This is a genomic window from Micromonospora echinaurantiaca (assembly GCF_900090235.1).
In the GTDB taxonomy this organism is placed as follows: Bacteria; Actinomycetota; Actinomycetes; order Mycobacteriales; family Micromonosporaceae; genus Micromonospora; species Micromonospora echinaurantiaca.
Window position 1 is genome coordinate 5,104,439 of record NZ_LT607750.1, and the last position, 24,823, is coordinate 5,129,261.

21 protein-coding genes are annotated in these 24,823 nt (G+C 74.4%); 11 read left to right on the forward strand and 10 right to left on the reverse strand.

Annotated features, from left to right (window positions below; genetic code table 11):
• Positions 1 to 1,260 (forward strand): DUF1501 domain-containing protein, encoded by a 1,260-nt coding sequence (locus tag GA0070609_RS22975; protein ID WP_088995695.1) that lies wholly within the window; start codon positions 1 to 3, stop codon positions 1,258 to 1,260.
• Positions 1,261 to 1,329: 69 nt separating this feature from the next.
• Here the strand turns inward: GA0070609_RS22975 and GA0070609_RS22980 are convergent, their stop codons facing one another.
• Positions 1,330 to 3,090: a trypsin-like peptidase domain-containing protein gene (locus GA0070609_RS22980; RefSeq protein ID WP_088995696.1), complete on the reverse strand. Its 1,761-nt coding sequence runs from the start codon at positions 3,088 to 3,090 to the stop codon at positions 1,330 to 1,332.
• Between the two features lie 208 nt (positions 3,091 to 3,298).
• On the opposite strand from GA0070609_RS22980, the gene GA0070609_RS22985 reads away from it, so the two are divergent.
• From GA0070609_RS22985 to hutH, 6 genes are all read left to right on the forward strand, one after another.
• A complete protein-coding gene (locus GA0070609_RS22985) occupies positions 3,299 to 4,150 on the forward strand; it encodes a MurR/RpiR family transcriptional regulator (RefSeq protein ID WP_088995697.1) in 852 nt (283 codons plus the stop codon).
• Positions 4,151 to 4,162: 12 nt separating this feature from the next.
• Positions 4,163 to 5,812, forward strand: a complete 1,650-nt coding sequence (gene hutU / locus GA0070609_RS22990) for a urocanate hydratase (RefSeq protein WP_088995698.1) — start codon at positions 4,163 to 4,165, stop codon at positions 5,810 to 5,812.
• Positions 5,813 to 5,888: 76 nt separating this feature from the next.
• Complete coding sequence (locus GA0070609_RS22995; protein ID WP_088995699.1) at positions 5,889 to 7,097, forward strand: allantoate amidohydrolase; 1,209 nt, start codon at positions 5,889 to 5,891, stop codon at positions 7,095 to 7,097.
• Positions 7,098 to 7,233: 136 nt separating this feature from the next.
• Positions 7,234 to 8,595: a formimidoylglutamate deiminase gene (locus tag GA0070609_RS23000; RefSeq protein WP_088995700.1), complete on the forward strand. Its 1,362-nt coding sequence runs from the start codon at positions 7,234 to 7,236 to the stop codon at positions 8,593 to 8,595.
• Positions 8,596 to 8,650: 55 nt separating this feature from the next.
• Entirely contained in the window at positions 8,651 to 9,856 is a 1,206-nt protein-coding gene (gene hutI, locus GA0070609_RS23005; RefSeq protein WP_088995701.1) for an imidazolonepropionase, read from the forward strand.
• A gap of 76 nt (positions 9,857 to 9,932) precedes the next feature.
• Entirely contained in the window at positions 9,933 to 11,468 is a 1,536-nt protein-coding gene (gene hutH, locus GA0070609_RS23010; RefSeq protein WP_088995702.1) for a histidine ammonia-lyase, read from the forward strand.
• A 109-nt stretch (positions 11,469 to 11,577) separates the two neighbouring features.
• Here hutH and rdgB read toward each other — a convergent pair whose 3' ends face one another.
• From rdgB to GA0070609_RS23055, 9 genes are all read right to left on the reverse strand, one after another.
• On the reverse strand, positions 11,578 to 12,195 hold the full coding sequence (gene rdgB / locus GA0070609_RS23015) for an RdgB/HAM1 family non-canonical purine NTP pyrophosphatase (RefSeq protein ID WP_088995703.1): 618 nt from the start codon (positions 12,193 to 12,195) through the stop codon (positions 11,578 to 11,580).
• Positions 12,192 to 12,917 (reverse strand): ribonuclease PH, encoded by a 726-nt coding sequence (gene rph / locus GA0070609_RS23020; protein WP_088995704.1) that lies wholly within the window; start codon positions 12,915 to 12,917, stop codon positions 12,192 to 12,194. Before rph ends, rdgB begins: the two co-directional genes overlap by 4 nt.
• Positions 12,918 to 12,994: 77 nt before the next feature.
• On the reverse strand, positions 12,995 to 13,741 hold the full coding sequence (locus GA0070609_RS23025) for an MBL fold metallo-hydrolase (RefSeq protein WP_088995705.1): 747 nt from the start codon (positions 13,739 to 13,741) through the stop codon (positions 12,995 to 12,997).
• A gap of 226 nt (positions 13,742 to 13,967) precedes the next feature.
• Positions 13,968 to 14,933: a PLP-dependent cysteine synthase family protein gene (locus GA0070609_RS23030; RefSeq protein WP_088995706.1), complete on the reverse strand. Its 966-nt coding sequence runs from the start codon at positions 14,931 to 14,933 to the stop codon at positions 13,968 to 13,970.
• Positions 14,934 to 14,943: 10 nt separating this feature from the next.
• Positions 14,944 to 15,300 (reverse strand): MoaD family protein, encoded by a 357-nt coding sequence (locus GA0070609_RS23035; RefSeq protein ID WP_088995707.1) that lies wholly within the window; start codon positions 15,298 to 15,300, stop codon positions 14,944 to 14,946.
• Positions 15,301 to 15,370: 70 nt separating this feature from the next.
• Positions 15,371 to 15,859, reverse strand: coding sequence for a Mov34/MPN/PAD-1 family protein (locus tag GA0070609_RS23040; RefSeq protein WP_088995708.1), 489 nt, complete (start codon positions 15,857 to 15,859; stop codon positions 15,371 to 15,373).
• Between the two features lie 53 nt (positions 15,860 to 15,912).
• Positions 15,913 to 16,407, reverse strand: a complete 495-nt coding sequence (locus GA0070609_RS23045; RefSeq protein WP_172899546.1) for a DUF2017 domain-containing protein — start codon at positions 16,405 to 16,407, stop codon at positions 15,913 to 15,915.
• A 61-nt stretch (positions 16,408 to 16,468) separates the two neighbouring features.
• Positions 16,469 to 16,759 (reverse strand): ATP-dependent Clp protease adapter ClpS, encoded by a 291-nt coding sequence (gene clpS, locus GA0070609_RS23050; RefSeq protein WP_088995710.1) that lies wholly within the window; start codon positions 16,757 to 16,759, stop codon positions 16,469 to 16,471.
• A gap of 148 nt (positions 16,760 to 16,907) precedes the next feature.
• Positions 16,908 to 18,398 carry a P-loop NTPase family protein gene (locus GA0070609_RS23055; RefSeq protein WP_231928386.1) on the reverse strand — a complete coding sequence of 497 codons (1,491 nt, stop codon included), beginning with the start codon at positions 18,396 to 18,398 and terminating at the stop codon, positions 16,908 to 16,910.
• 279 nt (positions 18,399 to 18,677) lie between these two features.
• Between GA0070609_RS23055 and GA0070609_RS23060 the strand changes: the two genes are divergently transcribed.
• The 4 genes from GA0070609_RS23060 to GA0070609_RS23075 all read left to right on the forward strand — a co-directional run bounded on the left by GA0070609_RS23060 (position 18,678) and on the right by GA0070609_RS23075 (position 24,582).
• On the forward strand, positions 18,678 to 21,356 hold the full coding sequence (locus GA0070609_RS23060; protein WP_088995712.1) for a helix-turn-helix transcriptional regulator: 2,679 nt from the start codon (positions 18,678 to 18,680) through the stop codon (positions 21,354 to 21,356).
• Positions 21,357 to 21,372: 16 nt separating this feature from the next.
• Positions 21,373 to 22,674 carry a nicotinate phosphoribosyltransferase gene (locus tag GA0070609_RS23065; protein ID WP_088995713.1) on the forward strand — a complete coding sequence of 434 codons (1,302 nt, stop codon included), beginning with the start codon at positions 21,373 to 21,375 and terminating at the stop codon, positions 22,672 to 22,674.
• 28 nt (positions 22,675 to 22,702) lie between these two features.
• Positions 22,703 to 23,284 (forward strand): isochorismatase family protein, encoded by a 582-nt coding sequence (locus GA0070609_RS23070; protein ID WP_088995714.1) that lies wholly within the window; start codon positions 22,703 to 22,705, stop codon positions 23,282 to 23,284.
• A gap of 65 nt (positions 23,285 to 23,349) precedes the next feature.
• A complete protein-coding gene (locus GA0070609_RS23075) occupies positions 23,350 to 24,582 on the forward strand; it encodes an MFS transporter (protein ID WP_088995715.1) in 1,233 nt (410 codons plus the stop codon).
• Positions 24,583 to 24,823: the final 241 nt, after the last annotated feature.

A 24,823-nucleotide genomic window follows, 5' to 3' on the forward strand; every position in this document is an offset into this window, starting at 1 on the left:
ATGGACCCGTTGACCCGACGCAAGTTCCTTCTCGCCTCGGCCGGGGCCGGCGGCGCCGCCGCGATCGCCGCCAGCGGGTTCGGGTTTGCCGAGCTGCTCGCCACCGCCAGGGGAAACCACGAGGCGGATGCCGACGACGGTACCGACAAGCTGGTCCTGGTCACGCTCTACGGCGGCAACGACGGGCTCAACACCGTCATCCCGTACGCGGACCCGGCGTACCACTCCGCCCGACCGGAGCTGGCCTACGCCCCGGAGAAGGTGCTGCATCTCGACGACTCGCTCGGGCTGAACCCGGTGCTGACCGGGCTGAAGCGGTGCTGGGACAGCCGGCAGCTGGCCGTCGTGCTCGGCGTCGGCTACCCCAGGCCCGACCGGAGCCACTTCCGGTCGATGGACATCTGGCAGACCGGGTCACCGGAGGCGCCCGTTCCCACCGGCTGGGTGGGCCGGTGGCTGGACGGCACCAACGCCAACGCCGAGGCGGCGGTCAGCTTCGAGCCGGCGCTCCCGCCGCTGCTCGTCGGCGAGACGCGGGTGGGCGCCTGTGTGGCCGTCGGTGGGCTGCAACTACCCCGTGGGGTCGACGCGGAGCTGGTCGCCGCGCTCGGGCGGCTCCAAGACGGCGAGTCGGAGCTGCAGGTGCGCGCGGCGGAGTCGTACCAGGACTTCCTCCGGGTGAACGAACTCGTCGAACAGGCCGCGAACAGCCCGGCACCCCCGGAGGTGGCCGAACTTCCGCCCTTGCCGGCCACCGCGACCGGTGGAGCCAGCTCCCTGGCCGCCCAGCTCGCCCTGGTCAGCCGGTGCGTCGAGGCGGGCGTGCCCACCCGGGTCTACTCGGTGAGCCTGGGTGGCTTCGACACCCACGCGAACGAGCGAGTCGGCCAGGAGTGGCTGCTGAAGCAGCTTGACGAGGCGCTTTCCGCGTTCCTCGACCGGATGGCGAAGACGAAGGCGGGTCGGCGGGTGACCGTGGCCGTCTACAGCGAATTCGGCCGCCGGGTCAGGGCCAACGCCTCGGATGGCACCGACCATGGGACGGCCGGGCCGCTGCTCGTGATGGGCCCGGGCATCGCCGGCGGGTTCTACGGCGAGCAACCGAGCCTGACCGACCTGGACGACGGCGACCTCAAGGCGACGACGGACTTCCGCGACGTCTTCGGCACGCTACTCGGTTCCGTGCTGCGGGCCGACCCCGCCCAGTACCTCAACGGATACCAGCCGAAGCTGCTACCACTCGTCCGCGGCCGGGTGTAACGGCGACGACGGACGACCGGGACCGGCCCGGCACCGCGCCCGCTACGGGCGGCGGCACCGGGCTCCGGCTCAGTCCCCGTTCCCGATCTTCTGGCGGTCGGCCGCGTGCTGCCGGTAGGTCTGGGCGACGAGGTTGGTGGGCGAGCTGTCGGTGGTGCTGGCGAGCTTGGTGATGGCGCCCGCGTAGTCGCCGGCGAAGTAGGCGTCGAGGCCGCTGCGGTACAGCCGGTCGGTGTCACCGAGCTCGTTGGTGACACCCGCTTCGCCGAGCATCGCGGCCAGCGTGGCCGCCGGCACGACGGCGCGGTTGGCCTTGTCGGGCAGCTCCTCGTCGTTGTCCAGGATGCCGGCCACCCGGCCGCTGGTGTCGATGACCAGGCCGCCTCGGGAGTGGATCCCGACGTCACCGTTGACCCGGTGGCCGGACACCTGCCCGACGCTGCCCGAGCCCGCCACGATCACCGGCTTCGACGCCACGGTGTAGGTGGCGGTGAGGGGGTCCTTGTCGCTGGTGGCGTAGCCGACCGAGACGAGCTGCGTGCCCTGCTGGACGGCGTCCGTGGTGTTCAGTTCGGCGACCGGGAGACGCTCCTGGGCGAGCTTGACCAGGGCGACGTTGCCCATCTCGGGATCCCACGTCCGGACGATCTCGCCCGGGATCGCCGGGCTGTCGGTGACATTGCCCTTGGCCACGTTGAACTGCCCGAACAGCCGGACCTCCGGCTCCTGCCCGGCGTCCATGCCGGTGAAGACGCTCTTCTTCAGGTTGGTCGCGACGTACTCGTCGAGCTTGGCGGATTCGAGCTTCTTCTCCTCGATCAGGATCCGGCCCAGCGAGTAGAGGGCGTTCTGGGTCGCGGTGTCGGCCGCGGGCCGCACGCAGAGGCCGTTGGTGAACGCGTGGCCGGTGGTGCTCACCACGAAGCCGCTGCAGCGGCGGTTGAAGGTGATCGGCGCCGCCCGCAGCGGGGTCTTGGTGGCCTTGTCCCGCAGGTATCCGGTGTAGACGACCTCCACGTAGACCAGCGACGGCGAGGCGATCGCTACCGCCCGCTCCTCGAGGGTGTACGGGGGCGGGGACTTCTTGGGGTCGCCCGAGTTCGCCCAGACGATGGCACCGCCGACGCCCGCGAGGACCACCAGGACCAGCGCGGTGATGCCGAGCCAGAGCCCGGTGCGGCGGGGACGCGGCTCGGAGGGCTTGATCCGGCGGTCCGGCGCGGCGAACGGGTCGTACGAGGTCGGCTCGGCCGGCGCGGTGGCGTGCGGCCCGGGCGACTGGGGCGTGCCCGAGACGGGCTGCGCCGACACCGGGTGCGCCGAGACGGGCTGGGCCGACACCGGCTGCGGCGAGACCGGCTGCGCGGAGACCGGCTGCGCCGAGACCGGGCCGACCTGGATCGCCCACGGCATGACCGGTGCCCCGGACGTCGGCTGGGGCTCGCCGGACACCGGCTGCGGCGGGTTGGGGATGGTCTGCGGGGCGCCGGAGACGGGCATCTCGGCGCCGATGTCGGTGGGCACCGGCTGGTAGTCCGCGCTGAGCGCGCGCAGCAGCCTCTCCGCGCCCGGCCCGGCCTCCGAGGGGTACGCCACCCAGGGCGACTCGGCCGAGAAGTCGGCGTACGCGTAGGCCTGCCCGCCCGGCTGCTGGGCGAGCGAGTCCGCCATCCCGGCGAACGCCTCCCGCCAGCGCTGGTCGGCGGCGGCGGCGCCCTCCAGCACGGCGACCGTGACGAACCGGCCCTGCGAGTCGATGGCCGCCCACGCCTTCCCGACCACCGACCCGCCCAGCACGTGGGTGAACCTGTAGGGGCCAACCGGCTGCATGCCAACTCCTCTGTTCAATCGCCGTGCGGATCCTACAGAGCCGGCGCTCGCCTCTCCGCCCGCCGGTCACCGGCCCGACACAATTCGGGACGCCAGGTCCGACCTGCGGAATCCACTGTGGACCTCCGGTCCGGCCGGGACGCGCCCCGGGCGGCGCGCACGGAGGGCGGCCTTGCGCTCTGAAAGTTTTCATGCATAGAGTCGCAACGTGAATGAGGGAACTGCCGTCGCCCCCAGCGAGCAGGTGCTCGACCTGTTCCACGGGGTCCGGCTCACTCCCACCCAGCGCCGGATCGCGCACTGCCTGGTGCAGCACGCCCCGGCCGCGGCCTACCTGTCGGCGGCCGAGGTGGCCGAGCTGGCCGGGGTCAGCCAGCCGTCGGTCACCCGGTTCGCGGTCGCGCTCGGCCACGACGGCTACCCGGCGCTGCGCCGCCGGCTGCGCGAGCTGACCGCCGCCACCACCGCCGGGCCGGACGGCGGCGGCAACGAACTCCAGCAGGCGGTACGCGCCGAGATCGGCAACCTGGACCGGCTGGCCGGGCAGCTCACCGACCGGGAGCCGATCGCCGAGAGCGGCCGGCTGCTGGCCGCCAGCCGCCCGCTGCCGGTGCTCGGCCTGCGCGCCGCCGCGCCGCTGGCCGCGTACTTCGCCTACTTCGCCGCCAAGGTGCACCCGGACGTGCGGGTGCTCGACGACGGCGGCAGCCTGCTCACCGACCGCCTGGAACAGGCCGCCGAGGCCGGGGCGTCCGCCCTGCTCGCCTTCGTGCTCCCCCGCTACCCCCGGGAGACCCTGGACGCACTGCGCGAGGCCCGGGCCGCCGGCCTGCGCGTGGTGGCGATCACCGACTCGCCGGTCAGCCCGGCCGCCGAGCACGCCGACGTGGTGCTGCCCGCCGCGGTCGGCGCGCAACTCGTGTTCGACCTGCACACCGCCCCGATGACGCTGGCCATGGTGCTGCTCCAGGCGATCTGCGACGCCGCACCGGCCGAGACCCAGCGCCGGCTGGAGGCGTTCGAGGCGTCCGCCGCCCGCCGTCAGTTGTTCCTCGGCTGAGAGGAGACCGAGATGTCCCAGGTTGTCCGCGCCGCCCGCGGCGCCGACCGCACCGCCCGTGGCTGGCCGCAGGAGGCGGCGCTGCGGATGCTGATGAACAACCTCGACCCCGAGGTGGCCGAGCGCCCCGACGACCTGGTGGTCTACGGCGGCACCGGGAAGGCCGCCCGGGACTGGCCGTCGTTCCACGCGCTGGTCCGTACGCTGACCGACCTGCGCGACGACGAGACCATGCTGGTGCAGTCCGGCCGGCCGGTGGGGGTCATGCGCACCCACGAGTGGGCGCCCCGGGTGCTGCTGGCCAACTCCAACCTGGTGGGCGACTGGGCGACCTGGCCGGAGTTCCGCCGCCTCGAACAGCTCGGCCTGACCATGTACGGGCAGATGACCGCCGGCTCGTGGATCTACATCGGCACCCAGGGCATCCTCCAGGGCACCTACGAGACGTTCGCCGCGGTGGCCGCCAAGCGGTTCGGCGGGACGCTGGCCGGCACGCTGACGCTCACCGCCGGCTGCGGCGGGATGGGTGGCGCCCAGCCGCTGGCCGTCACCATGAACGGCGGCGCCTGCCTGATCGTCGACGTGGACCGCAGCCGGCTGGAACGGCGGGTGCACGACCGCTACCTCGACGAGATCGCCGACGACCTGGACGACGCGGTGGCGCGGGTGCTCGCCGCGAAGCGGGAGCGCCGGGCGTTGAGCGTCGGCGTGGTCGGCAACGCCGCCGTGGTCTTTCCCGAGCTGCTGGTCAGGGGCGTCGAGATCGACATCGTCACCGACCAGACCAGCGCGCACGACCCGCTGTCGTACCTGCCGGTGGGGGTCGAGCTGGCCGACGCCCGGGACTACGCGGCGGCGAAGCCGGCCGAGTTCACCGACCGGGCCCGGGCGTCGATGGCCCGGCACGTGGCGGCGATGGTCGGCTTCCTCGACGCCGGGGCGGAGGTCTTCGACTACGGCAACTCGATCCGCGGTGAGGCGAAGCTCGGCGGGTTCGAGCGGGCCTTCGACTTCCCCGGCTTCGTGCCGGCGTACATTCGGCCGCTGTTCTGCGAGGGCAAGGGCCCGTTCCGGTGGGCGGCGCTCTCCGGCGACCCGGCCGACATCGCCGCCACCGACCGGGCCATCCTCGACCTGTTCCCGGAGAACGAGTCGCTGGCCCGGTGGATCCGGATGGCCGGCGAGCGGGTCGCCTTCCAGGGCCTGCCGGCCCGGATCTGCTGGCTCGGCTACGGCGAGCGGGACTCCGCCGGGGTGCGGTTCAACGAGATGGTCGCCTCCGGCGAGCTCTCCGCGCCGGTGGTGATCGGCCGGGACCACCTGGACTGCGGCAGCGTGGCCAGCCCCTACCGGGAGACCGAGGCGATGGCCGACGGCTCCGACGCGATCGCCGACTGGCCGCTGCTGAATGCGCTGGTCAACACCGCCAGCGGGGCGTCCTGGGTGTCCATCCACCACGGCGGTGGGGTGGGCATCGGCCGGTCCATCCACGCCGGGCAGGTCTGCGTCGCCGACGGCAGCGCGCTCGCCGGGCAGAAGATCGAGCGGGTGCTCACCAACGACCCGGCGATGGGCGTCATCCGGCACGTCGACGCGGGCTACGACGACGCCCGCGAGGTCGCCGCCCGTACCGGCGTGCGCGTCCCGATGGCGGAGAAATGAGCGAGCGCCAGCGAGCGAATCATCGACTCAGGGCGAACGTGCCTCAGGGTGGCCCGGAGCGCAGCGGAGGGCCGGCATGAGCGCCTCCGACGACCTGGTCGGCCGGTTCCGCGCGCTGTGGAACGAGATCGCGCCGGTCGGTCGGGACGGCCGCACCGGCGGCTACCTGCGCTACGCGCTGACCGAGCCGGAACTGCACCTGCGCGCCTGGTTCCGCGACCAGGCCGGCCGCCGGGACATGCCGGTCACCGACGACGGCAACGGCAACCTGTTCGCCTGGTGGGGTGACCCGGAGGCGGGCGACGCGGTGCTGACCGGCAGCCACTTCGACTCGGTGCCGCACGGCGGGGCGTACGACGGGCCGCTCGGCATCGTCAGCGCGTTCCTCGCCGTGGACGCGCTGCGGGCGGCCGGCGTGGCGCCGGTCCGGCCGCTGGTGGTCGCCGCGTTCGTCGAGGAGGAGGGGGCCCGGTTCGGCGTACCCTGCCTGGGCTCCCGGCTGCTCACCGGGGAGCTGGCGCTGGAGCGCGCGGCGGGGCTGCGCGACTCCGCCGGGGTGAGCTTCGCCGAGGCGCTGGGCGCCCGGCCGGCGGGCGCCCAGCCCGAGCTGCTGGGCCGCTTCTCGGCCTTCGTCGAGCTGCACGTCGAGCAGGGGCGGGCGCTGGTCGAGACCGGTGCGCCGGTCGCGGTGGCCAGCGCCATCTGGCCGCACGGCCGCTGGCGCTTCGACTTCCTCGGCGAGGGCAACCACGCCGGTACGACCCGGATGGCCGACCGCCACGACCCGATGCTCACCTACGCGTTCACCGTGCTCGCGGCGAACAAGGAGGCGCGGCTGCGCGGGGCGCACGCCACCATGGGCCGGGTGACCGTGGAGCCGAACGCCACCAACGCGATCCCGTCCCGGGTGACCGGGTGGCTGGACGCCCGGGCGGCCGAGCCGGAGACGCTCGCCGGCCTGGTGGCCGCGGTGCACGGCAAGGCGGTCGAGCGGGCGCACCGGGACGGCACCGAGGTGACGCTGGCCGAGGAGTCGGCGACCCCGCTGGTGGCCTTCGACGGTGGCCTGGCCGACCGGCTCGCCCGGCTGCTCGACGCGCCGGTGCTGCCCACCGGTGCCGGCCACGACGCGGGCGTGCTCGCCGGCTACCTGCCGACCGCGATGCTCTTCGTGCGCAACCCGACCGGGATCTCGCACTCGCCGTCGGAGTGGGCCACCGACGCCGACTGCGCCGCCGGGGTGCGGGCGCTGGCCCGGGTGCTCCAGGAGCTGGCATGCGCCTGAGCCACGCTGGCGGACCGGGGTCGTTGGGCCCTGCGGGGCTGATGTCGCGGACGATCCAGGCGGACCGGCGGGTATCCCGGGCGACCCCGGGCCGCGCGAGGGCGCGGACGATTCAGCTCCGAAGGGGGCGACGGAGATGACCGCGAGCCGCTGGCTGGCCGAGTACGCCTGGCTGCCCGAGCACGCCGAACCGACCCCGGACGTGCTGATCGAGACGGCCGACGGGCGGATCAGCGCGGTGACGCCGCTGACCGCCGGCCGGGCCGGGGTCACCGCCGGCGTCGAGGTGTACGCCGACGCCGTCCGGTTGCCCGGCCTGACCCTGCCCGGGCTGGCCAACGCGCACTCGCACGCGTTTCACCGGGCGCTGCGCGGGCGCACCCAAAGCGGCCGGGGCGACTTCTGGAGCTGGCGCGACCAGATGTACGCGGTCGCCACCCGGCTGGACCCGGACTCGTACCTGGCGCTGGCCCGGGCCGCGTACGCCGAGATGGCGCTGGCCGGGATCACCTGCGTGGGCGAGTTCCACTACCTGCACCACGGCCCGGACGGCGCGCCGTACGCCGACCCGAACGCGATGGGCGAGGCGCTGGTGGAGGCCGCCGCCCAGGCCGGCGTACGGATCACCGTGCTGGACACCTGCTACCTGACCGCCGGCGTCGACGGCCGGCCGCTCACCGGCCCGCAGCGGCGTTTCGGCGACGGCGACGCGGTGCGCTGGGGCGAGCGGGCGGCGGCGTTCACGCCGGCCGGTGGGCACGCCCGGGTCGGCGCCGCGGTGCACTCTGTACGGGCCGTCCCCGCCGAGCAGTTGAGCACCGTGGCCCGGTGGGCGCGGGAGCGGGACGCGCCGCTGCACGTGCACCTGTCGGAGCAGCCGGCCGAGAACGACGCCTGCCGGGCGCTGCACGGCTGCACCCCGACCCGGCTGCTGGCCGAGCACGGCGTGCTCGGCCCGGCCACCACCGCGGTGCACGCCACCCACCTGACCAGCGGTGACCTGGGGCTGCTCGGGGAGCACCGCAGCGGGGTCTGCCTCTGCCCGACCACCGAACGCGACCTGGCCGACGGCATCGGCCCGGCCCGGCGGATGGCCGACGCCGGCATGCCGTTGAGCCTGGGCAGCGACAGCCACGCGGTGGTGGACCTCTTCGAGGAGGCCCGCGCGGTGGAGCTGGACGAGCGGCTGCGCACCCGCCGGCGGGGGCACTTCGCGGCCGTGGAGCTGATGACGGCGGCGACCGCCGACGGGCACGCGGCGCTGGGCTGGACGGACGCCGGGCGGATCGCCGTCGGGGCCCGGGCCGACCTGGTCACGGTCCGGCTGGACAGCGCCCGGACCGCCGGCGTACCACCGGTGGGGGTGTTCTTCGCGGCCGGCGCGGCGGACGTCACGCACGTGCTGGTCGACGGTCGCCCGGTGGTGCGCGACGGGCGGCACCTGACCGTCGACGTGCCGGCCGAGCTGAGCCGCGCCGTGGCGGAGGTGGCGCCGTGAGCGCGAGGAGTGAGCCGGTCTTGCGAGCCCCGCAGTCGCGAACCGAGGTGACGCCGTGAGCACGCTGCTGGTCGACAACATCGGTGAGCTGGTCACCAACGTGCCCGGCCACGGCGAGGGCGGCCCGCTGGGCCTGCGCCGCCGGGCGGCGGTGCTGGTCGAGGCGGGCGAGGTGGTCTGGGTCGGCCCGGCCCGGGAGGCGCCGGCCGCCGACCGGCGGATCGACGCCGGCGGGGCGGCGGTGCTGCCCGGCTTCGTGGACAGCCACGCCCACCTGGTGTTCGCTGGCGACCGGGCCGCCGAGTTCGCCGCCCGGATGGCCGGGCAGCCGTACACCGGCGGCGGCATCCGGACCACGGTCGGCGCCACCCGGGCGGCCAGCGACGACGAGCTGCGGGCCACCGTGCGGCGGCTGCGCGGCGAGGCGCTGCGGCAGGGCACCACCACCATCGAGGTCAAAAGCGGGTACGGCCTCACCGTCACCGACGAGGCCCGCTCGCTGCGGATCGCCGCCGAGGTCACCGACGAGACCACCTTCCTCGGCGCGCACGTGGTGCCGGCCGAGTACGCCGACCGTCCGGACGACTACGTCGGGCTGGTGTGCGGGCCGATGCTGGCCGCCGCCGCGCCGTACGCCCGCTGGGTGGACGTCTTCTGCGAGCGGGGCGCGTTCGACGCCGACCACACCCGGGCCATCCTGACCTGCGGGCAGGCCGCCGGGCTCGGGGTGCGGGTGCACGCCAACCAGCTCGGCCCCGGCCCGGGGGTACGCCTCGGGGTGGAGCTCGGCGCGGCCAGCGTCGACCACTGCACCCACCTGACCGACGCCGACGTCAACGCGCTCGCCTCGACCCGGCTCGACCCCGGCGACGGCGACGGGCCGCACACCACCACGGTGGCCACCCTGCTGCCCGGCGCCGAGTTCTCCACCCGGTCGCCCTATCCGGACGCCCGCCGGCTGCTCGACGCCGGGGTCACCGTGGCGCTGGCCACCGACTGCAACCCCGGCTCGTCGTACACCTCCTCGATGCCGTTCTGCGTGGCGCTCGCCGTCCGCGAGATGCGGATGACCCCGGCGGAGGCGGTCTGGGCCGCGACCGCCGGCGGCGCGCGGGCGCTGCGCCGCGACGACATCGGGGTGCTGCGCCCCGGTGCCCGGGCCGACCTGGTCGTCCTGGACGCCCCGTCCCACCTGCACCTGGCCTACCGGCCCGGTGTGCCACTGATCCGCCAGGTCCTGCACAACGGAGTGCCCCAATGAGTGAGCAAGGCGAACGAATCATCGAGCACAGCCGCGACGAGGCTCGTGCCGCCGGTGAGCGAAGCGAGGCGGCGGCATGAGTGTCACCATTCAGTCCACCGGAATCTCCCCCGCCGACGTGCTCGCGGTGGCCCGCGGCGCCGCGAAGGTGGTCCTCGACCCGGCCGCGGTGGAGGCGATGGCCACCAGCCGGGCGATCGTGGACGGCATCGAGGCCGCCGGCCGCCCGGTCTACGGGGTCTCCACCGGTTTCGGGGCACTCGCGAACACCTTCGTCGCGCCGGAGCGGCGGGCCGAGCTGCAGCACGCGCTGATCCGCTCGCACGCCGCCGGGGTGGGCGCGCCGATGCCGCGCGAGGTGGTCCGGGCGATGATGCTGCTGCGGGTCCGTTCGCTCGCGCTGGGCCGCTCCGGGGTCCGCCCGCTGGTCGCCGAGGCCCTGGTCGACCTGCTCAACCACGACATCACTCCGTGGGTGCCGGAGCACGGCTCGCTCGGCGCATCGGGCGACCTGGCCCCGCTGGCGCACTGCGCGCTGGTGCTGCTCGGCGAGGGCTGGGTGCTCGGCCCGGCCGGCGAGCGGGTCGACGCGGCCGAGGCGCTGCGCCGGGCCGGGCTCAAGCCGGTCGAGCTGGCCGCCAAGGAGGGCCTGGCGCTGATCAACGGCACCGACGGCATGCTCGGCATGCTGCTGCTGGCGGTCCACGACGCCGCGCACCTGTTCACCATGGCGGACGTGACCGCCGCGCTGGCGATCGAGGCGATGCTCGGCTCCGAGCGGCCGTTCCTGCCCGAGCTGCACAGCATCCGGCCGCACCCGGGGCAGGCCGCCTCGGCGGCGAACATCCACCGGCTGTTGCAGGACTCCCGGGTGATGGACTCGCACCGCGACGACCTGGCGCACGCCGTGCAGGACGCGTACTCGATGCGGTGCGCGCCGCAGGTGGCCGGGGCCGCCCGGGACACCCTGGAGTTCGTCCGCACGGTGGCCGGGCGGGAGTTGGTGTCGGTGGTGGACAACCCGGTGGTGCTGCCGGACGGCCGGGTCGAGTCGACCGGCAACTTCCACGGCGCCCCGCTCGGCTTCGCGGCGGACTTCCTGGCCATCGCCGCCAGCGAGGTGGGCGCGATCGCCGAACGGCGGGTCGACCGGCTGCTGGACGTCACCCGCTCCCGGGAGCTGCCGGCGTTCCTCTCCCCCGACGCCGGGGTCAACTCCGGGCTGATGATCGCGCAGTACACCGCCGCCGGCATCGTCGCGGAGAACCGCCGGCTGGCGGCGCCCGCCTCGGTGGACTCGCTGCCGACCAGCGGCATGCAGGAGGACCACGTCTCGATGGGCTGGGCGGCGACCAAGAAGCTGCGCACCGTGCTGGACAACCTGACCAGCGTGCTCGCGGTGGAGCTGCTGTCGGCGGTGCGCGGGCTCCAGCTGCGCGCGCCGCTGACCCCGTCACCGGCCGGCCGGGCGGCGGTCGAGGCGCTCGGCGGGATCGCCGGCGAGCCCGGGCCGGACGTCTTCCTCGCCCCGCTGATGGAGGCCGCCCGCGCCGCTCTCACCGGCCCCGACCTGCGGGCCGCCATCGAACGCCAGATCGGCCCCCTCGGCTGATCCCCACCCCGCCGCGGCACAGCCGCCTCGTTCACGGAAAGAGTGGCTGTCCGACGCGGAACAGCCACTCTTTCCGTGAACGAGCGCGGGGCGCGTGCGTGGGGCGGGGTCAGGGGGTGGGTGGGAGGACCTTGGCGGCGAGCTTGGCCAGTTCGCGCAGGGCCTTGCCGCGGTGGCTGATCGCGTCCTTCTCCTCCGGCGTCAGCTCGGCGTTGGTCCGGTCCTGCCCGTCGCCGAGGAAGATCGGGTCGTAGCCGAAGCCGCCGTCGCCGCGCGGCGACCGCAGCAGCCGACCGGGCTGCCGGCCGTCGACCAGGTGCTCCTTGCCGCCGGGCAGGACCAGCGCCACCGCGCAGACGAAGGACGCGCCGCGGTGCTCATCCGGCAGGTCGCCGATCTGGTCCAGCACCAGCTGGAGGTTGGCCTGGTCGTCGCCGTGCCGGCCGGCCCAGCGGGCGCTGAACACCCCGGGCATCCCGTTGAGCGCGTCGACCGCCAGCCCGGAGTCGTCGGCGATGGTCGGCAGGCCGGTACGTCGGCAGCCCTCCCGCGCCTTGATCAGGGCGTTCTCGGCGAAGGTGAGGCCGGTCTCCGGCAGTTCCGGGTACTCCTCGACGTCGTCCAGCCCGAGCAGCGCGATCCGGTGCGCGCCGAGCGCGGCGTCCAGGATCCGCTGCAGCTCGATGAGCTTCTTGCGGTTACGGGTGGCGAGCAGGACCTTGTTCATGACAGCGCCTTCCGCTGAGCCTCGGCCAGTTCCACGCACCCCGCCACGGCCAGGTCGAGCAGGGCGTCGAGTTGCTCGCGGGCGAACACGCCCGCCTCCCCGGTGCCCTGCACCTCGACGAACTCGCCGGCGCCGGTGCAGACCACGTTCATGTCGACCTCGGCGGCCACGTCCTCGGCGTAGTTGAGGTCCAGCCGCGGCTCGCCGGAGATCACACCGACGCTGATCGCGGCCACCGAGCGGTGCATCACCTTCTCCGGCTTGCCGGCCAGCGCCTTGCGCTCGGCCAGCCAGGTCACCGCGTCGTGCAGGGCCACGTACGCGCCGGTGATCGCGGCGGTCCGGGTGCCGCCGTCGGCCTGGAGCACGTCGCAGTCGAGCACGATCGAGTTCTCGCCGAGCGCCTTGAGGTCGATGGACGCCCGCAGGCTGCGGCCGATCAGCCGGGAGATCTCGTGGGTACGCCCACCGACGCGGCCCTTGACGCTCTCCCGGTCGGAGCGGGTGTTGGTGGCCCGGGGCAGCATCGCGTACTCGGCGGTGACCCAGCCGAGCCCGGAGCCCTTGCGCCAGCGGGGCACCCCCTCGGTGACACTGGCGGTGCAGAGCACCCGGGTGTCACCGAACTCCACCAGGACCGAGCCCTCCGGGTGGGTGCTCCAGCCCCGGGTCAGCGTCACCGGTCGGAGTTGGTCGGGCCGCCGCCCGTCAGGTCGCGCCATGCCTGCACCCTATGCAATGCGGTGATCGAACCGTCCCGGGGTGTCCCGAACCGACCGGTGGCCGCCGGCCGCGGGCGTCAGATGTCGTAGCCGGCGCCGGGGCGGACCACCTCGAGCGGTCCGGCGTACGCGGCGGCGGCCGAGGCGACGGTGTGCGCCTCGCTGCCCCAGGCGGCCACCAGGTGGGTCAGCAGCAGCCGGCCCACGCCCGCCTTGGTCGCCGCCTCGGCGGCCTCCCGGCCGGTCAGGTGCAGGTCCGGCGGGTTGTCCACGCCGTCGAGGTAGCTGGCCTCGCAGAGGAAGACGTCGGCGTCCTGGGCCAGCCGCAGCAGCGCGTCGCAGGGCGCGGTGTCGGACGAGTAGCAGAGCACCCGGCCGCCGTGCTCCAGCCGGACGCCGTACGTCTCGACGGGGTGGTTGACCCGGTCGACGGTGACGGTGAACGGGCCGATCGGGAAGGTGCCCGGCTCCAGCGCGTAGAACTGGTAGACGTCCTCGACCGTGCCGTCGTCCTGGCCGTAGATGGCCGAGAGCCGGTCCGGTGCGCCGGCCGGTGCGTACACCGGCAGCGGCGGGTACGGGCCGTCCGGGGCGTACCGGCGGACCACCACGTACGACGCGGCGTCGAGGATGTGGTCGCAGTGCAGGTGGCTCAGCAGGATGGCGTCCGGGGTCTTCAGCCCGGCGTAGCGCTGGAGGGTGGACAGCGACCCCGACCCGAAGTCGAGCAGGAGCCGGAAGCCCTCGGCCTCGACCAGGTACGCGGAGCAGGGGGACTCGGGCCCGGGGAAGCTCCCGGCGCAGCCCAGCACCGTCAGTCGCATGAGGTTGTCTCACTGTCACGCTGTGTAGTGCTCGCGCCGGCCCGGGCTCCGTCGATGATCTCTACCGACGCGTACGCCACGCTGCGCAGCCTACGCTGGCGCGCGCACGGGCAAGAATGATCCGCTGGAAGTTGTCACCAACGTGACACCCGCTCCGACCCGCGGCCGGGACACGCCGGGGCCACCGGCGTCCCCGCCGATGACCCCGTCGTCCAACGCGCCCAGATCAGGCCCAGAGCTGCCCCTCCAGAGCGTCCTCGGCGTCGGCCAGCGTGCCGCCGTAGGCGCCGGTGGAGAGGTACTTCCAGCCGCCGTCGGCGACCACGAACGCCACGTCCGCGCGCCGGCCGTCGCGGACCGCCTCGTGCGCCACCGCCAGTGCGGCGTGCAGGATGGCGCCGGTGGAGAACCCGGCGAAGATGCCCTCCACCTCCACCAGTTGCCGGGTGCGCAGCACGGCGTCCCGGGTGCCCACGGAGAAGCGGCGGGACAGCACGGTCGCGTCGTACAGCTCCGGCACGTAGCCCTCGTCGATGTTGCGCAGGCCGTAGACCAGTTCGCCGTAGCGCGGCTCGGCGGCGACGACCTGGATCCCGTCGACCTTCTCGCGCAGGTAGCGCCCGGTGCCCATGAGCGTGCCGGTGGTGCCCAGCCCGGCCACGAAGTGGGTGATGGTGGGCAGGTCGTGCAGCAGCTCCGGCCCGGTCGTCTCGTAGTGCGCCCGGGCGTTCGCCTCGTTGCCGTACTGGTAGAGCATCACCCAGTCGGGGTGCTCGGCGGCGATCTGCTTGGCGGTGGCGACCGCCTGGTTGGAGCCGCCGGCGGCCGGCGAGAAGATGATCTCCGCGCCGTACATCCGGAGCAGCTGCACCCGCTCGGTCGAGACGTTCTCCGGCATCACGCAGACCAGCCGGTAGCCGCGCAGCTTCGCCACCATGGCCAGCGAGATGCCGGTGTTGCCGCTGGTCGGTTCGAGGATGGTGTCGCCCGGCCGGAGCCGGCCCGCCTCCTCCGCCGCGCGGACCATGAACAGCGCAGCCCGGTCCTTGATGCTCCCGGTCGGGTTCCGGTCCTCCAGCTTGGCCCAGAGGCGTACCGGCGGCGCCCCGTCGGGCACCGTCGGCGAGAGCCGCGGCAACCCGACCAGGGGCGTGCCGCCACAGGCGTCGAGCAGACTGTCGTACCGCGCCATGGCGGCCGCCTCAGCGGGCGGTCGGGATGCGGCCGCCAGCCCGCGTGGCGAGCGCGTGCTGGGCGATCGCGGCGGCGGCCGCGAAGCCGAACGCGCCACCGGCCACGGCCGGCAGGATGGTGACGCTGTCACCGTCGGAGAGCTTGGCGTCGAGCGCGCCGAGGAACCGGACGTCCTCGTCGTTGACGTAGACGTTGACGAACCGGTGCAGCGCGCCGGCCTCGGTGACCAGCCGGCCGCGCAGCCCGGCGTGCCGGGAGTCCAGGTCGGCGAGCAGGTCGCCCAGGGTGTCGCCGGTGCCCTCGACGACCTTCGCGCCGCCGGTGTAGCTGCGCAGGATGGTGGGGATGCGAACCTCGATGGCCATGATTGTCGTGCTCCTCTTTCGGGTGTGCCGGACGGTGACGGGACGTGAAACGGGTGTTACGGCGCCGGGGTCAGCGGCCGGAACACTCGTAGTCGACCGTCGCCGGGCTCTGCCCGAACATGTAGGACTGCACGGCATGCGGGTCCACCCCCGCGTCGAGGATGCGCACCGGCTCCTCGGTCACCACGCCGTCGACGATCCGGAACGAGCGGATCTCCTCGGTGTCGGGCTCCCGGGTGGAGACGAGCAGGTAGTGCGCGCCCGGCTCACCGGCGAAGGAGACGTCCGTCCGGGACGGGTAGGCCTCCGTGGCGGTGTGCGAGTGGTAGATGACGACAGGCTCCTCGTCCCGGTCGTCCATCTCCCGCCACACCCGCAACTGCTCCATCGAGTCGAACTCGTAGAAGGTCATCGAGCGGGCGGCATTGTCCATCGGGATGTGCCGGGTGGGGGTGTCGCTGCCGGCGGGACCGGCGACCACGCCGCACGCCTCGTCGGGGTGGTCCCGACGAGCGTGGGCGACGATCGCGTCGACGATCGACCGGTCGATGCTCAGCACGCGTTCCAGCCTAACCCGTGCCGGCCGGCAGCTTAAGGTGGTGCCGGTCACGCCTAGTCGATCAAGGCGTTGAGCAGCGACTCCTGGAGATATCCGAGGTACGCGTAGACCGACAGCTGGAACACCCGGCTGGAGGTCGGATCCTCGGCCACCGCGTCGTCGAGTTCCTCGCCGAGGTCGGTGCCGTCCTTGATCTCCAGCCGTACGCCCATCGCCAGCCGGGCGTCGTTGAGCGCGCGCAGCCACGCCTCGGCCGCCTCGGCGTCGAGCCGGACCTCGCCGCCGGCCTCGCCGGGCAGCGCGGCCAGGATCGCCCCGGCCTGGTCGATCTTGGCGGTCTTCAGGTCGCCCTCGGTGTACCGGCGGAACTCGGCGGTGCCGCCCGGGTCGTCCGGGTAGACCTCGGGGAAGAGCCGGCAGACCACCGGGTCGGAGTGGTCGAAGCCGTCGGTGAGCAGGCCGACCACCTCGGAGGCCACCTTGCGGAGCACCCGTACCTCGTCGGCGGCGAAGGTGGCGACGTAGCGGCCGCTCTGGCGGCGGAACATGCTCACAGCACCATCCCCGTTCGCGACTGCGGGGCTCGCAAACCCGGCTCACTCCCCGCGCTCACGAGCGGTCCACCGTCGCCCAGAGCCCGTACGCGTGCAGCTGCGACGCGTCGTGCTCCATCCGCTCGCGGGCGCCGCTGGAGACCACCGCCCGCCCCTTGTGGTGCACGTCGAGCATGAGCCGCTCGGCCTTCTCCCGGCTGTAGCCGAAGAGCTTCTGGAACACCCACGTCACGTACGTCATCAGGTTGACCGGGTCGTCCCACACGATCGTCACCCACGGCCGGTCGGCAGCCGGCACCTCTTCGGTGTCCGGCGTCTCGACCGGTGCAACCTGCGGAGCCGTCATGCCCCCCATGGTGCCACCGCTGTCGGCGAACCGAGGAACCGGAACGCCGGGCCGGTGCGGATCACCATGAGCGGCCGCCCGCACCACGCGTCGGGTGAGCGCGGCGGCACCCCCGGTGGGGCGGCCGGCCGGGGCTGCGGGGCCGCCGTCAGGCGAGCAGGATGCCGTGGTCGACCGCATCGGCCAGCACCGCGGAAAGCGAGACGCGGACCACCTCGAACCGCCGGGAGACCTCCCGGGACAGCTCCAGCTCGATCTCGCGCAGCGCCCGCTGGGCCCAGGCGCGGGCGGCGTTGGCGTCGTCGTTGCCGGGGCTGCGCCAGTGCTGCCAGCAACCGCCGGAGAGGGCGACCGCCACCGGCGGCAGCACCTCGGCCCGGGGCGCGCCGGGATAGCCGGCGAGCGCGTCTACCGCCGCCGCTCCGGTCAGCCCGGCCACCCCGGCCGTGCTGGTGACCAGCAGGACCCGGTCGAGGTCCTGCCCGGCGGGGTGGTCGGCGAGGCCCCACCGCACCGCAGCCAGGATCCGCCGGCGTACCCCCTCGGGCAGCGGCACGCCGAAGACCAGCCCGGCGCACTCCTCGACGATGCCCCGCACGGCCTGGTCGCACTGGGCGGTGGCGAGCAGCGAGAGCGCTTCCATCTCGCGGTCGAGCAACTGCGGCAGGCCGGCGCAGCCGACCCCGAAGACGATCTCCTGCACCACCCGCAGGTGGGTGTTCGCCAACTCCAGCGCGAGGTGCTGACGGATCCGCCGGGCGCACGAGCGGGCCCGCCGGTCGAGCCCTTCGGACCAGTCACCCGGCTCGGCGAGCACCGGCACCCGGCCGTGCGCGCCGGGCAGCACCGGCGGTTCGGCGCTGGCCCGGCGCAGCCCCTCGTCGGCGGCCCAACCGACCAGAGCCCGACGCAGGTCGGCGCCGTCGTCGCCGCCGACCGGGAACCAGCGGGCGTCCGCCAGCCGCGGCACCGCGGACAGCAGGGCCGCGCGGTGCGCCGCGACGGTGACCGCGACCGAATCGACCGTCTCGGCGCCGGGACCGTGAGGGACGGCCCCGGTGCCGGCCGGCGGGACGGACGCCCCCGCGTCCTCCGTCGTCGCCGCGCCGTCAGGCACCGGGGCCCAGCCGGTGGCGGCCGGGGTGACCGCGAAGAAGACCTCGACCTCGGCCCGGGCGACCTCGGCGAGCAGGTTGAGTTCCGGGGCGGTGAACGCCTGGTCGGCGGCGATCACGAAGAGCAACGCGCCCGCGCGACCGATCGCGTCGAGCAGCAGTGGGCCGCCGGCCGCACCGAGGGCCCCGGTGTCGGGCGTGTCGACCACGTTGAAGTGCCGCAGCAGCGGATCCGGCAGGCTCAGCTCCACCCGACGCGGTGGCCGGGCCAGCGCCGGACCGGCGGCCAGCGGGTCGGCGCCGTAGGAGTGCGGCTGCCGGTAGCCGGGCACGTACGCCGCCCGGGTCGACACCCGGGCATGCCGCACCACCAGCCAACTGCCGGCGGGCACGGCGAGCATCGCCGGGTGCACCCGCAGCAGGCCGGCGAGCACCTCCGGCCGACCGGCGCCGGCCGGCCCGGCCGCAACCACGGCCAGCGGTTCCTGCGGCCCCGGCTCGGTCACCCCGAGCCGGGTGGGCAACGGCCCACACCGTGGCGCGTCGGCAGGCCCGGCCGTGTCATCGGGCATGTCGACACCAGGAAGAGGACCCGACTTCATCGGTAGACGGCCTCCAAGGCAGGCGGCCGGTTGCGGCCGGCCGCGTGGAAAATCCGGTTCGCACCCCCGGATGCCGGAAGCGTACGGGCGTTTTGACTCCCCGGCCGAACACTTCGGATACTCAGCAGTAATCACTAGATTACTCAACTTCGGTGCGTGACGGTCTGCACGCGGACGGAATCCGGTCGATATGCTGCCCGGATGAGTCGGTGGAGTTTCGTCGGCCGAACAGATGAGCTCAACCGTCTGTTGTCGGCGGTGACCGGCACGGAGGGACGCGGGATCTTCTTCAGCGGCAGCGCGGGCATCGGCAAGAGCCGGCTGCTGCGGGAGGGGGTGGCCGCCCTCCCCCGCGACGGGTACGCGATCTGGTCCATCGCGGCCAGCGCCACCACGGCCGCGCTGCCGTTCGGCGGGCTGGTCCAGGTGCTCCCGGCCGAACAGCCGCAGGGCCTCTCCCCGGCCGGCATCCTGCGCTGGGCGGTGGACGTGCTGCAACAGCAGGCCGCCGGCCGCCGGATCGTGCTCGCCATCGACGACGCCCACCTGCTGGACCCACCCTCGGCCGCGCTGGTGCACCTGGTCGCCCGGGCCGAGAACGCGATCGTGATCGGCACGCTGCGCAACGGCGAGCAGATCCCGCTGCCCATCCGGGCACTCTGGACCGACGACCTGGTCGACCACGCCGAGCTGAGCCCGATGGCGCCGGCCGACACCGCCGGGCTGCTCGCCGCCATCCTGGAGGGTCCGGTCGACGCCGCCTCCGCCGACCGGTTGGGCCGGCTCTCCGCCGGCAACCCGCTGCTGCTGCGCGAGCTGGTGCACGCCGCCGCCGGCAGCGGGGAGCTGACCCGCACGTACGGGATCTGGAAGTGGACCGGCCGGTTCGAGCTGGCGCCCAGCCTGACCGACCTGATCGACACCCGGATCGGCCAGCTCACCCCGGGCGTACGGGCGGTGGTGGAGCTGGTCGCCTTCGGCGAGCCGCTCGGCCTGCACCTGCTCAACCAGGCCGTCGACCCGGCCGACGTGGAGACCGCCGAGGAGCGCGGCCTGATCACCATGGTCCAGCACGACCGGCGGCTCAACGTCCGGCTGGCCCACCCGCTCTACGGCGAGGTGATGCGCCGGCAGTGCCCGGTCAGCCGGACCCGCCGGCTGCAGGCCCGGCTGGCCGAGCTGCTGGAGCAGGTCGGCAAGCGCCGCCGCGACGACCTGCTCCGGGTGGCCGTCTGGCGGCTCGACTCGGGCACCGCACAGGACCCGGCCATGCTGCTCGACGCGGCCGGGCAGGCGTTCGCCCGGTACGACGTACCGCTGGCGACCCGGCTGGCCCGCGCGGCGCTGGACGCCGGGGGCGGGTTCGACGCCGCGGAGTTGCTGGCCACCATCCTGATGTTCGCCGACCGGCCGGACGAGGCGATCGCGGTGCTCGACGCGGTCTCCGCCGACATCGAGGGCGACCGGCGGCTCAGCCGCTGGCTGACCGTGCGCGGCATGGTCAGCTACTGGGGGCTGAGCCGGGAGTCCACGGTGGAGGAGATCTCGGCCCGCGGCGCGGCCCTGCAGGACTCCGCCGACCAGGCCCGGGTGCTGGCCTTCGAGGCCATCATGCGGCTGCACCGGCTGGACACCGCCATCGCGCTGCGGCTCGGGCAGACCGTGCTGGACCGGCCGGCGGCCAGCGTCGCGGCCCGGGAACTGGCCCGCAGCACGATCGCCTACCTCCAGGCCGCGCAGGGCCAGCTGCGCCGCAGCGCCACCGCGATCAACCAGGTGCAGGCCGAGGCGGCCCGGTGGCGGGCCGACATGCCGTACCTGCAACTCGCCCTGGAACTGGCCCGCGGCACCCGGTTGGCGCTCGCCGGCGACCTGGCCGGCATCGACGCGATCGTGGCCGACGAGTTCGCCGACCTGGCCGGCGCGGGTGACTTCCGGCTCGGCACCGGCTACCTGGCCATCCTCCAGGCGTACGCGGCCCGGCTGCGCGGGCGCAGCGACGAGGCGCTGCGGACCAGCCTCGGCGCCTGCGCGGTGCTGGCCACCAGCCGGGTCTACGCCGGGTTGGCGCAGGCCGAGCGGGCCCAGGCGGCGGCGCTGCGGGGCGACGCGGCGCAGGCGGCCGAGGCGATGGCCGAGGCCGACCGCACCCAGGCGCCCGGCATGGCGGTGCTCTACCCGTGGCTGGAGCAGGCCCGCGGCGCGGTGCTGGCCGCCGGCGGCGACTCCGCCGGCGCGGTGAAGCAGCTGACCTCGCTGGCCGAGCGGCTGCGCACCGACGGGTTCGCCGGCCACGAGGTGCACGTGCTGCACGATCTGGTCCGGCTCGACCAGGCCGACGCCCAGGTCGGCCCGACCTGCTCCGACGGCAGCCGGCGTACCGTCGCCCAGCGGCTGGCCGAACTCTCCGAACGGGTCGACGGGATGCTGCCGCCGCTGCTGGCCCGGCACGCCCGGGCCGCCGCGGGCGGCTCCGCCGACGAACTGCTGGCCGTCGCCGACGGATTCGCCGCGCTGGAGCTGACCGTCTACGCCGCCGAGGCGACCGCCACCGCGCTGCGCCGGCTGCGCGAGCAACGGTCCCCAGCCGCGGCGGCCGCCCGGGAACGGCTCGCCGACCTGCTCGGCCGCTGCGATCTGGTCCGCACCCCGGCGTTGCAGGCCGGCATGCCGTCGCTGTCCGAGCGGGAGTGGCAGGTGGCCCGGCTGGCGGCGGCGGGAGCGAGCAGCCGGGCCATCGCCGAACGGCTCTTCCTCTCGGCGCGCACGGTGGAAAACCACCTCCAGCGGATCTACAGCAAGCTCGGCGTGACCGGCCGCGCCGAACTGCACGCCGCGCTGCGGGCGATCCCGGGCCACGAGGACGGCGCACCGGAGTGAACTCTAGGCTGGGGCGGTGAGCACCCTCCGCCCCGCGCTGCTGACCGACCACTACGAGCTGACGATGATCAGCGCCGCGCTGCGCGACGGCACCGCCGACCGCCGCTGCGTCTTCGAGGTGTTCACCCGGCGGCTGCCCACCGGCCGCCGCTACGGCGTGGTCGCCGGCACCGGCCGGCTGGTCGAGCTGATCCGCGACTTCCGCTTCGACGCCGACGAGGTCGACTTCCTGCGCCGGACCGGGGTGGTCGACGAGCAGGCCGCCGCCTGGCTGCGGGACTACCGCTTCACCGGCGACGTCCACGGGTACGCCGAGGGTGAGCTCTTCTTCCCCGGCTCGCCGATCCTCACCGTCTCCGGCGGCTTCGCCGAGTGCGTGGTGCTGGAGACGCTGGTGCTCTCCGTGCTCAACCACGACTGCGCGGTGGCGGCCGCGGCCGCCCGGATGGTCACCGCGGCCCGCGGGCGCACCCTGATCGAGATGGGCTCCCGCCGGGCGCACGAGGAGGCGGCGGTCGCCGCGGCCCGGGCTGCGTACCTGGCCGGCTTCCGGTTCACCTCCAACCTGGCCGCCGGCCAGCGGTACGGCATCCCCACCGCGGGCACCGCGGCGCACGCGTTCACCCTGCTGCACGACGACGAGCGGGCGGCGTTCGCCTCGCAGGTCGCCACGCTGGGCAAGGACACCACGCTGCTGGTCGACACGTACGACATCACCCAGGGCATCCGCAACGCGATCGCGGTGGCCGGGCCGGAGCTGCGGGCGGTCCGGATCGACTCCGGCGACCTGGCCGTGATCGCGCAGCAGTCCCGGGAGCTGCTCGACTCGCTCGGCGCCACCGAGACGAAGATCATCGTCTCCGGCGACCTGGACGAGTACTCGATCGCCGCGCTCGCTGCCGAGCCGGTCGACATGTACGGCGCCGGCACCTCGGTGGTGACCGGTTCCGGCGCGCCGACCGCCGGCCTGGTCTACAAGCTGGTCGAGGTCGACGGACGGGCGGTGGTGAAGCGCTCGGAGCAGAAGGCCACCATCGGCGGCCGGAAGGTGGCCGTACGCCGGCACAAGCCGACCGGCACCGCCACCGAGGAGGTCATCGTCCCGCAGGGCGAACCGGAGCGGCAGCCGAACGACCGGCTGCTGCAACGGCCGTTGCTCACCGGGGGCGAGCCGGTCGAGCTGCCGACCCTGGACGAGTCGCGGGAGCACCTGCGGCAGTGCCTGATCTCCATCCCCTGGGAGGGGCTGAAGCTCTCCGCGGGCGACCCGGCCGTGCCGGTCACCGTCGTTCCCGCGCACCGAGCCGGCAAGTCGTAGGCGGACCGAACCGAGAGAGGAGCACCCGGTGGGCAAGGCGCTGATCATCGTCGACGTGCAGAACGACTTCTGTGAGGGCGGGTCGCTGGCGGTCGGGGGCGGGGCCGGCGTGGCGGCCGGCGTCACCCGGCTGCTCGCCGACGAGCCGGGCCGCTGGGACCACGTGGTGGCGACCAAGGACTACCACATCGACCCGGGCGCGCACTTCGGCGATCCGCCGGACTTCGTGGACTCGTGGCCGCGGCACTGCGTGGTGGGCACCCCGGGCTCCGAGTTCCACCCCGACCTGGCCACCGACCGGGTCGAGGCGATCTTCCACAAGGGCGAGCACGCGGCCGCGTACTCGGGCTTCGAGGGGCACACCGACTCCGGCGAGTGCCTGGCCGACTGGCTGCGCCGGCACGGGGTCGACACGGTGGAACTGGTCGGGATCGCCACCGACCACTGCGTCCGGGCCACCGCGCTGGACGCCGCCGAGGAGGGCTTCCACACCACCGTGCTGCTGGACCTGACCGCCGGCGTCGCCCCGGACACCACGGACGTGGCGCTGCGGTCCATGGACGGTGCCGGCGTCAACCTGCACGGGAAGCCTGTGATCAGGGCCGCATGAGGCGGTAATCGGTTGGCGAGTGTCGTACCCCCGGTCGAGGATGTCCGGCGGAGGTACGGACCGTCGTGAACCTGAAGCCTTACCGGGAGGCACTCGCCCTGCCCGGTCTCCGTTCGCTGCTGCTGGTGGCGGTGCTCGCGCGCGTCCCGCTCACCGCGACCGGGATCACGCTGACCTTCTACGTCGTGCAGGATCTCGGCCGGGGCTACGGTGCGGCGGGCCTGGTCGGCGCGGCGATCACCGTGGGCGCGGCGATCGGCGGCCCGCTGCTCGGCCGGCTGGTGGACCGCCGCGGCCTGCGGCCGGTGCTGGTGCTGACCGGGGTCGCCGAGGCGGTCTTCTGGTCCACCGCGCCGCTGCTGTCGTACCCGTTGCTGCTCCCGGCCGCCTTCGTGGCCGGGGCGCTGGCCCTGCCGATCTTCTCGGTGATCCGGCAGTCCATCGCCGCGCTGGTCCCGGCGGATCGGCGTCGCCCGGCCTACGCGCTGGACTCGATGTCCGTCGAGCTGTCGTTCATGGTCGGCCCGGCCCTGGCCACGGTCGCGGTCGCCGCGATCTCCGCCCGCACCACTCTCTACCTGGTCGGCGCCGGGATCGTCGCGGCCGGTATCGGGCTCTGGCTGCAGAACCCGCCGATCCGGGCGGCCAGCGAGGCCGTCGGGCCACGGGTGCGCGTTCCCCGGCGGGAGTGGCTCACCCCACGGCTGCTCGCCGTCCTCGCGGTGAGCACAGCGGGCACGCTGGTGCTGGGCGGCACGGACGTGGCGGTGATCGCGGTGCTCCGGGAGAGCGGCGAGGTCGGCTGGACCGGGGCGGTGCTGGCCATGTGGGCGGTCGCCTCGCTGGTCGGCGGCTTCGCGTACGGCGCGGCCAGCCGGTCGGTCTCCCCGCTGGCGCTGATGGCCGCGCTCAGCCTGTTCACCATCCCGATCGGGCTGGGCGGCTCGCACTGGTGGCTGCTCGGCCTAGCGCTGATCCCGGCCGGCCTGCTCTGCGCGCCCACCATCGCGGCCACCTCGGACGCGGTGAGCCGGCTCGCGCCGGCGGCCGTCCGCGGCGAGGCGATGGGCCTGCACGGCTCGGCGGTCACCGTCGGCATCGCGCTCGGCGCCCCGCTGGCCGGAGCGGTCATCGACGCGCGGGCGCCGTGGTGGGGCTTCGCCGTCACCGGCGCGATCGGTGTGCTGGTGGCGCTGGTCGTGCTCCCGATCGAGCTGCGCCGTCGCCGTACGGTAGCCCGGTCGGTGCCCACGCCGGACGCCCCGGAAGCCGAACTCGCCCCGGCCCCCGCCGCCTGACCCCCGGCCGCCGCCGGCTGACCCGGGCCGACTCGGCTGACTCCCGCGCTGGCGCCGCCTGACCCCCGGGCCGCCGCCGGCTGACCCCGGCCGACTCGGCTGGCCCCTGGCCGGCGCCGGCGCCGCCCGCCGGGGGTTACCGGCCTCGCAACCCGTCCGCCGGTCTTCCGCACCGACCTGGCCGAGGAACGGCGCCTCCGCGCCACCGCCGGACGCCGTCTCGTCCTCGGTGGCGGCCAGT

Coding starts and splice junctions, on each gene's coding strand:
- GA0070609_RS22975 (WP_088995695.1), top strand. CDS start 1: ATGGACCCGTTGACCCGACGCAAGTTCCTTCTCGCCTCGGCCGGGGCC.
- GA0070609_RS22980 (WP_088995696.1), bottom strand. CDS start 3,090: ATGCAGCCGGTTGGCCCCTACAGGTTCACCCACGTGCTGGGCGGGTCG.
- hutU (WP_088995698.1), top strand. CDS start 4,163: ATGTCCCAGGTTGTCCGCGCCGCCCGCGGCGCCGACCGCACCGCCCGT.
- GA0070609_RS22995 (WP_088995699.1), top strand. CDS start 5,889: ATGAGCGCCTCCGACGACCTGGTCGGCCGGTTCCGCGCGCTGTGGAAC.
- GA0070609_RS23000 (WP_088995700.1), top strand. CDS start 7,234: ATGACCGCGAGCCGCTGGCTGGCCGAGTACGCCTGGCTGCCCGAGCAC.
- hutH (WP_088995702.1), top strand. CDS start 9,933: ATGAGTGTCACCATTCAGTCCACCGGAATCTCCCCCGCCGACGTGCTC.
- rdgB (WP_088995703.1), bottom strand. CDS start 12,195: ATGAACAAGGTCCTGCTCGCCACCCGTAACCGCAAGAAGCTCATCGAG.
- rph (WP_088995704.1), bottom strand. CDS start 12,917: ATGGCGCGACCTGACGGGCGGCGGCCCGACCAACTCCGACCGGTGACG.
- GA0070609_RS23025 (WP_088995705.1), bottom strand. CDS start 13,741: ATGCGACTGACGGTGCTGGGCTGCGCCGGGAGCTTCCCCGGGCCCGAG.
- GA0070609_RS23030 (WP_088995706.1), bottom strand. CDS start 14,933: ATGGCGCGGTACGACAGTCTGCTCGACGCCTGTGGCGGCACGCCCCTG.
- GA0070609_RS23035 (WP_088995707.1), bottom strand. CDS start 15,300: ATGGCCATCGAGGTTCGCATCCCCACCATCCTGCGCAGCTACACCGGC.
- GA0070609_RS23045 (WP_172899546.1), bottom strand. CDS start 16,407: ATGTTCCGCCGCCAGAGCGGCCGCTACGTCGCCACCTTCGCCGCCGAC.
- clpS (WP_088995710.1), bottom strand. CDS start 16,759: ATGACGGCTCCGCAGGTTGCACCGGTCGAGACGCCGGACACCGAAGAG.
- GA0070609_RS23060 (WP_088995712.1), top strand. CDS start 18,678: ATGAGTCGGTGGAGTTTCGTCGGCCGAACAGATGAGCTCAACCGTCTG.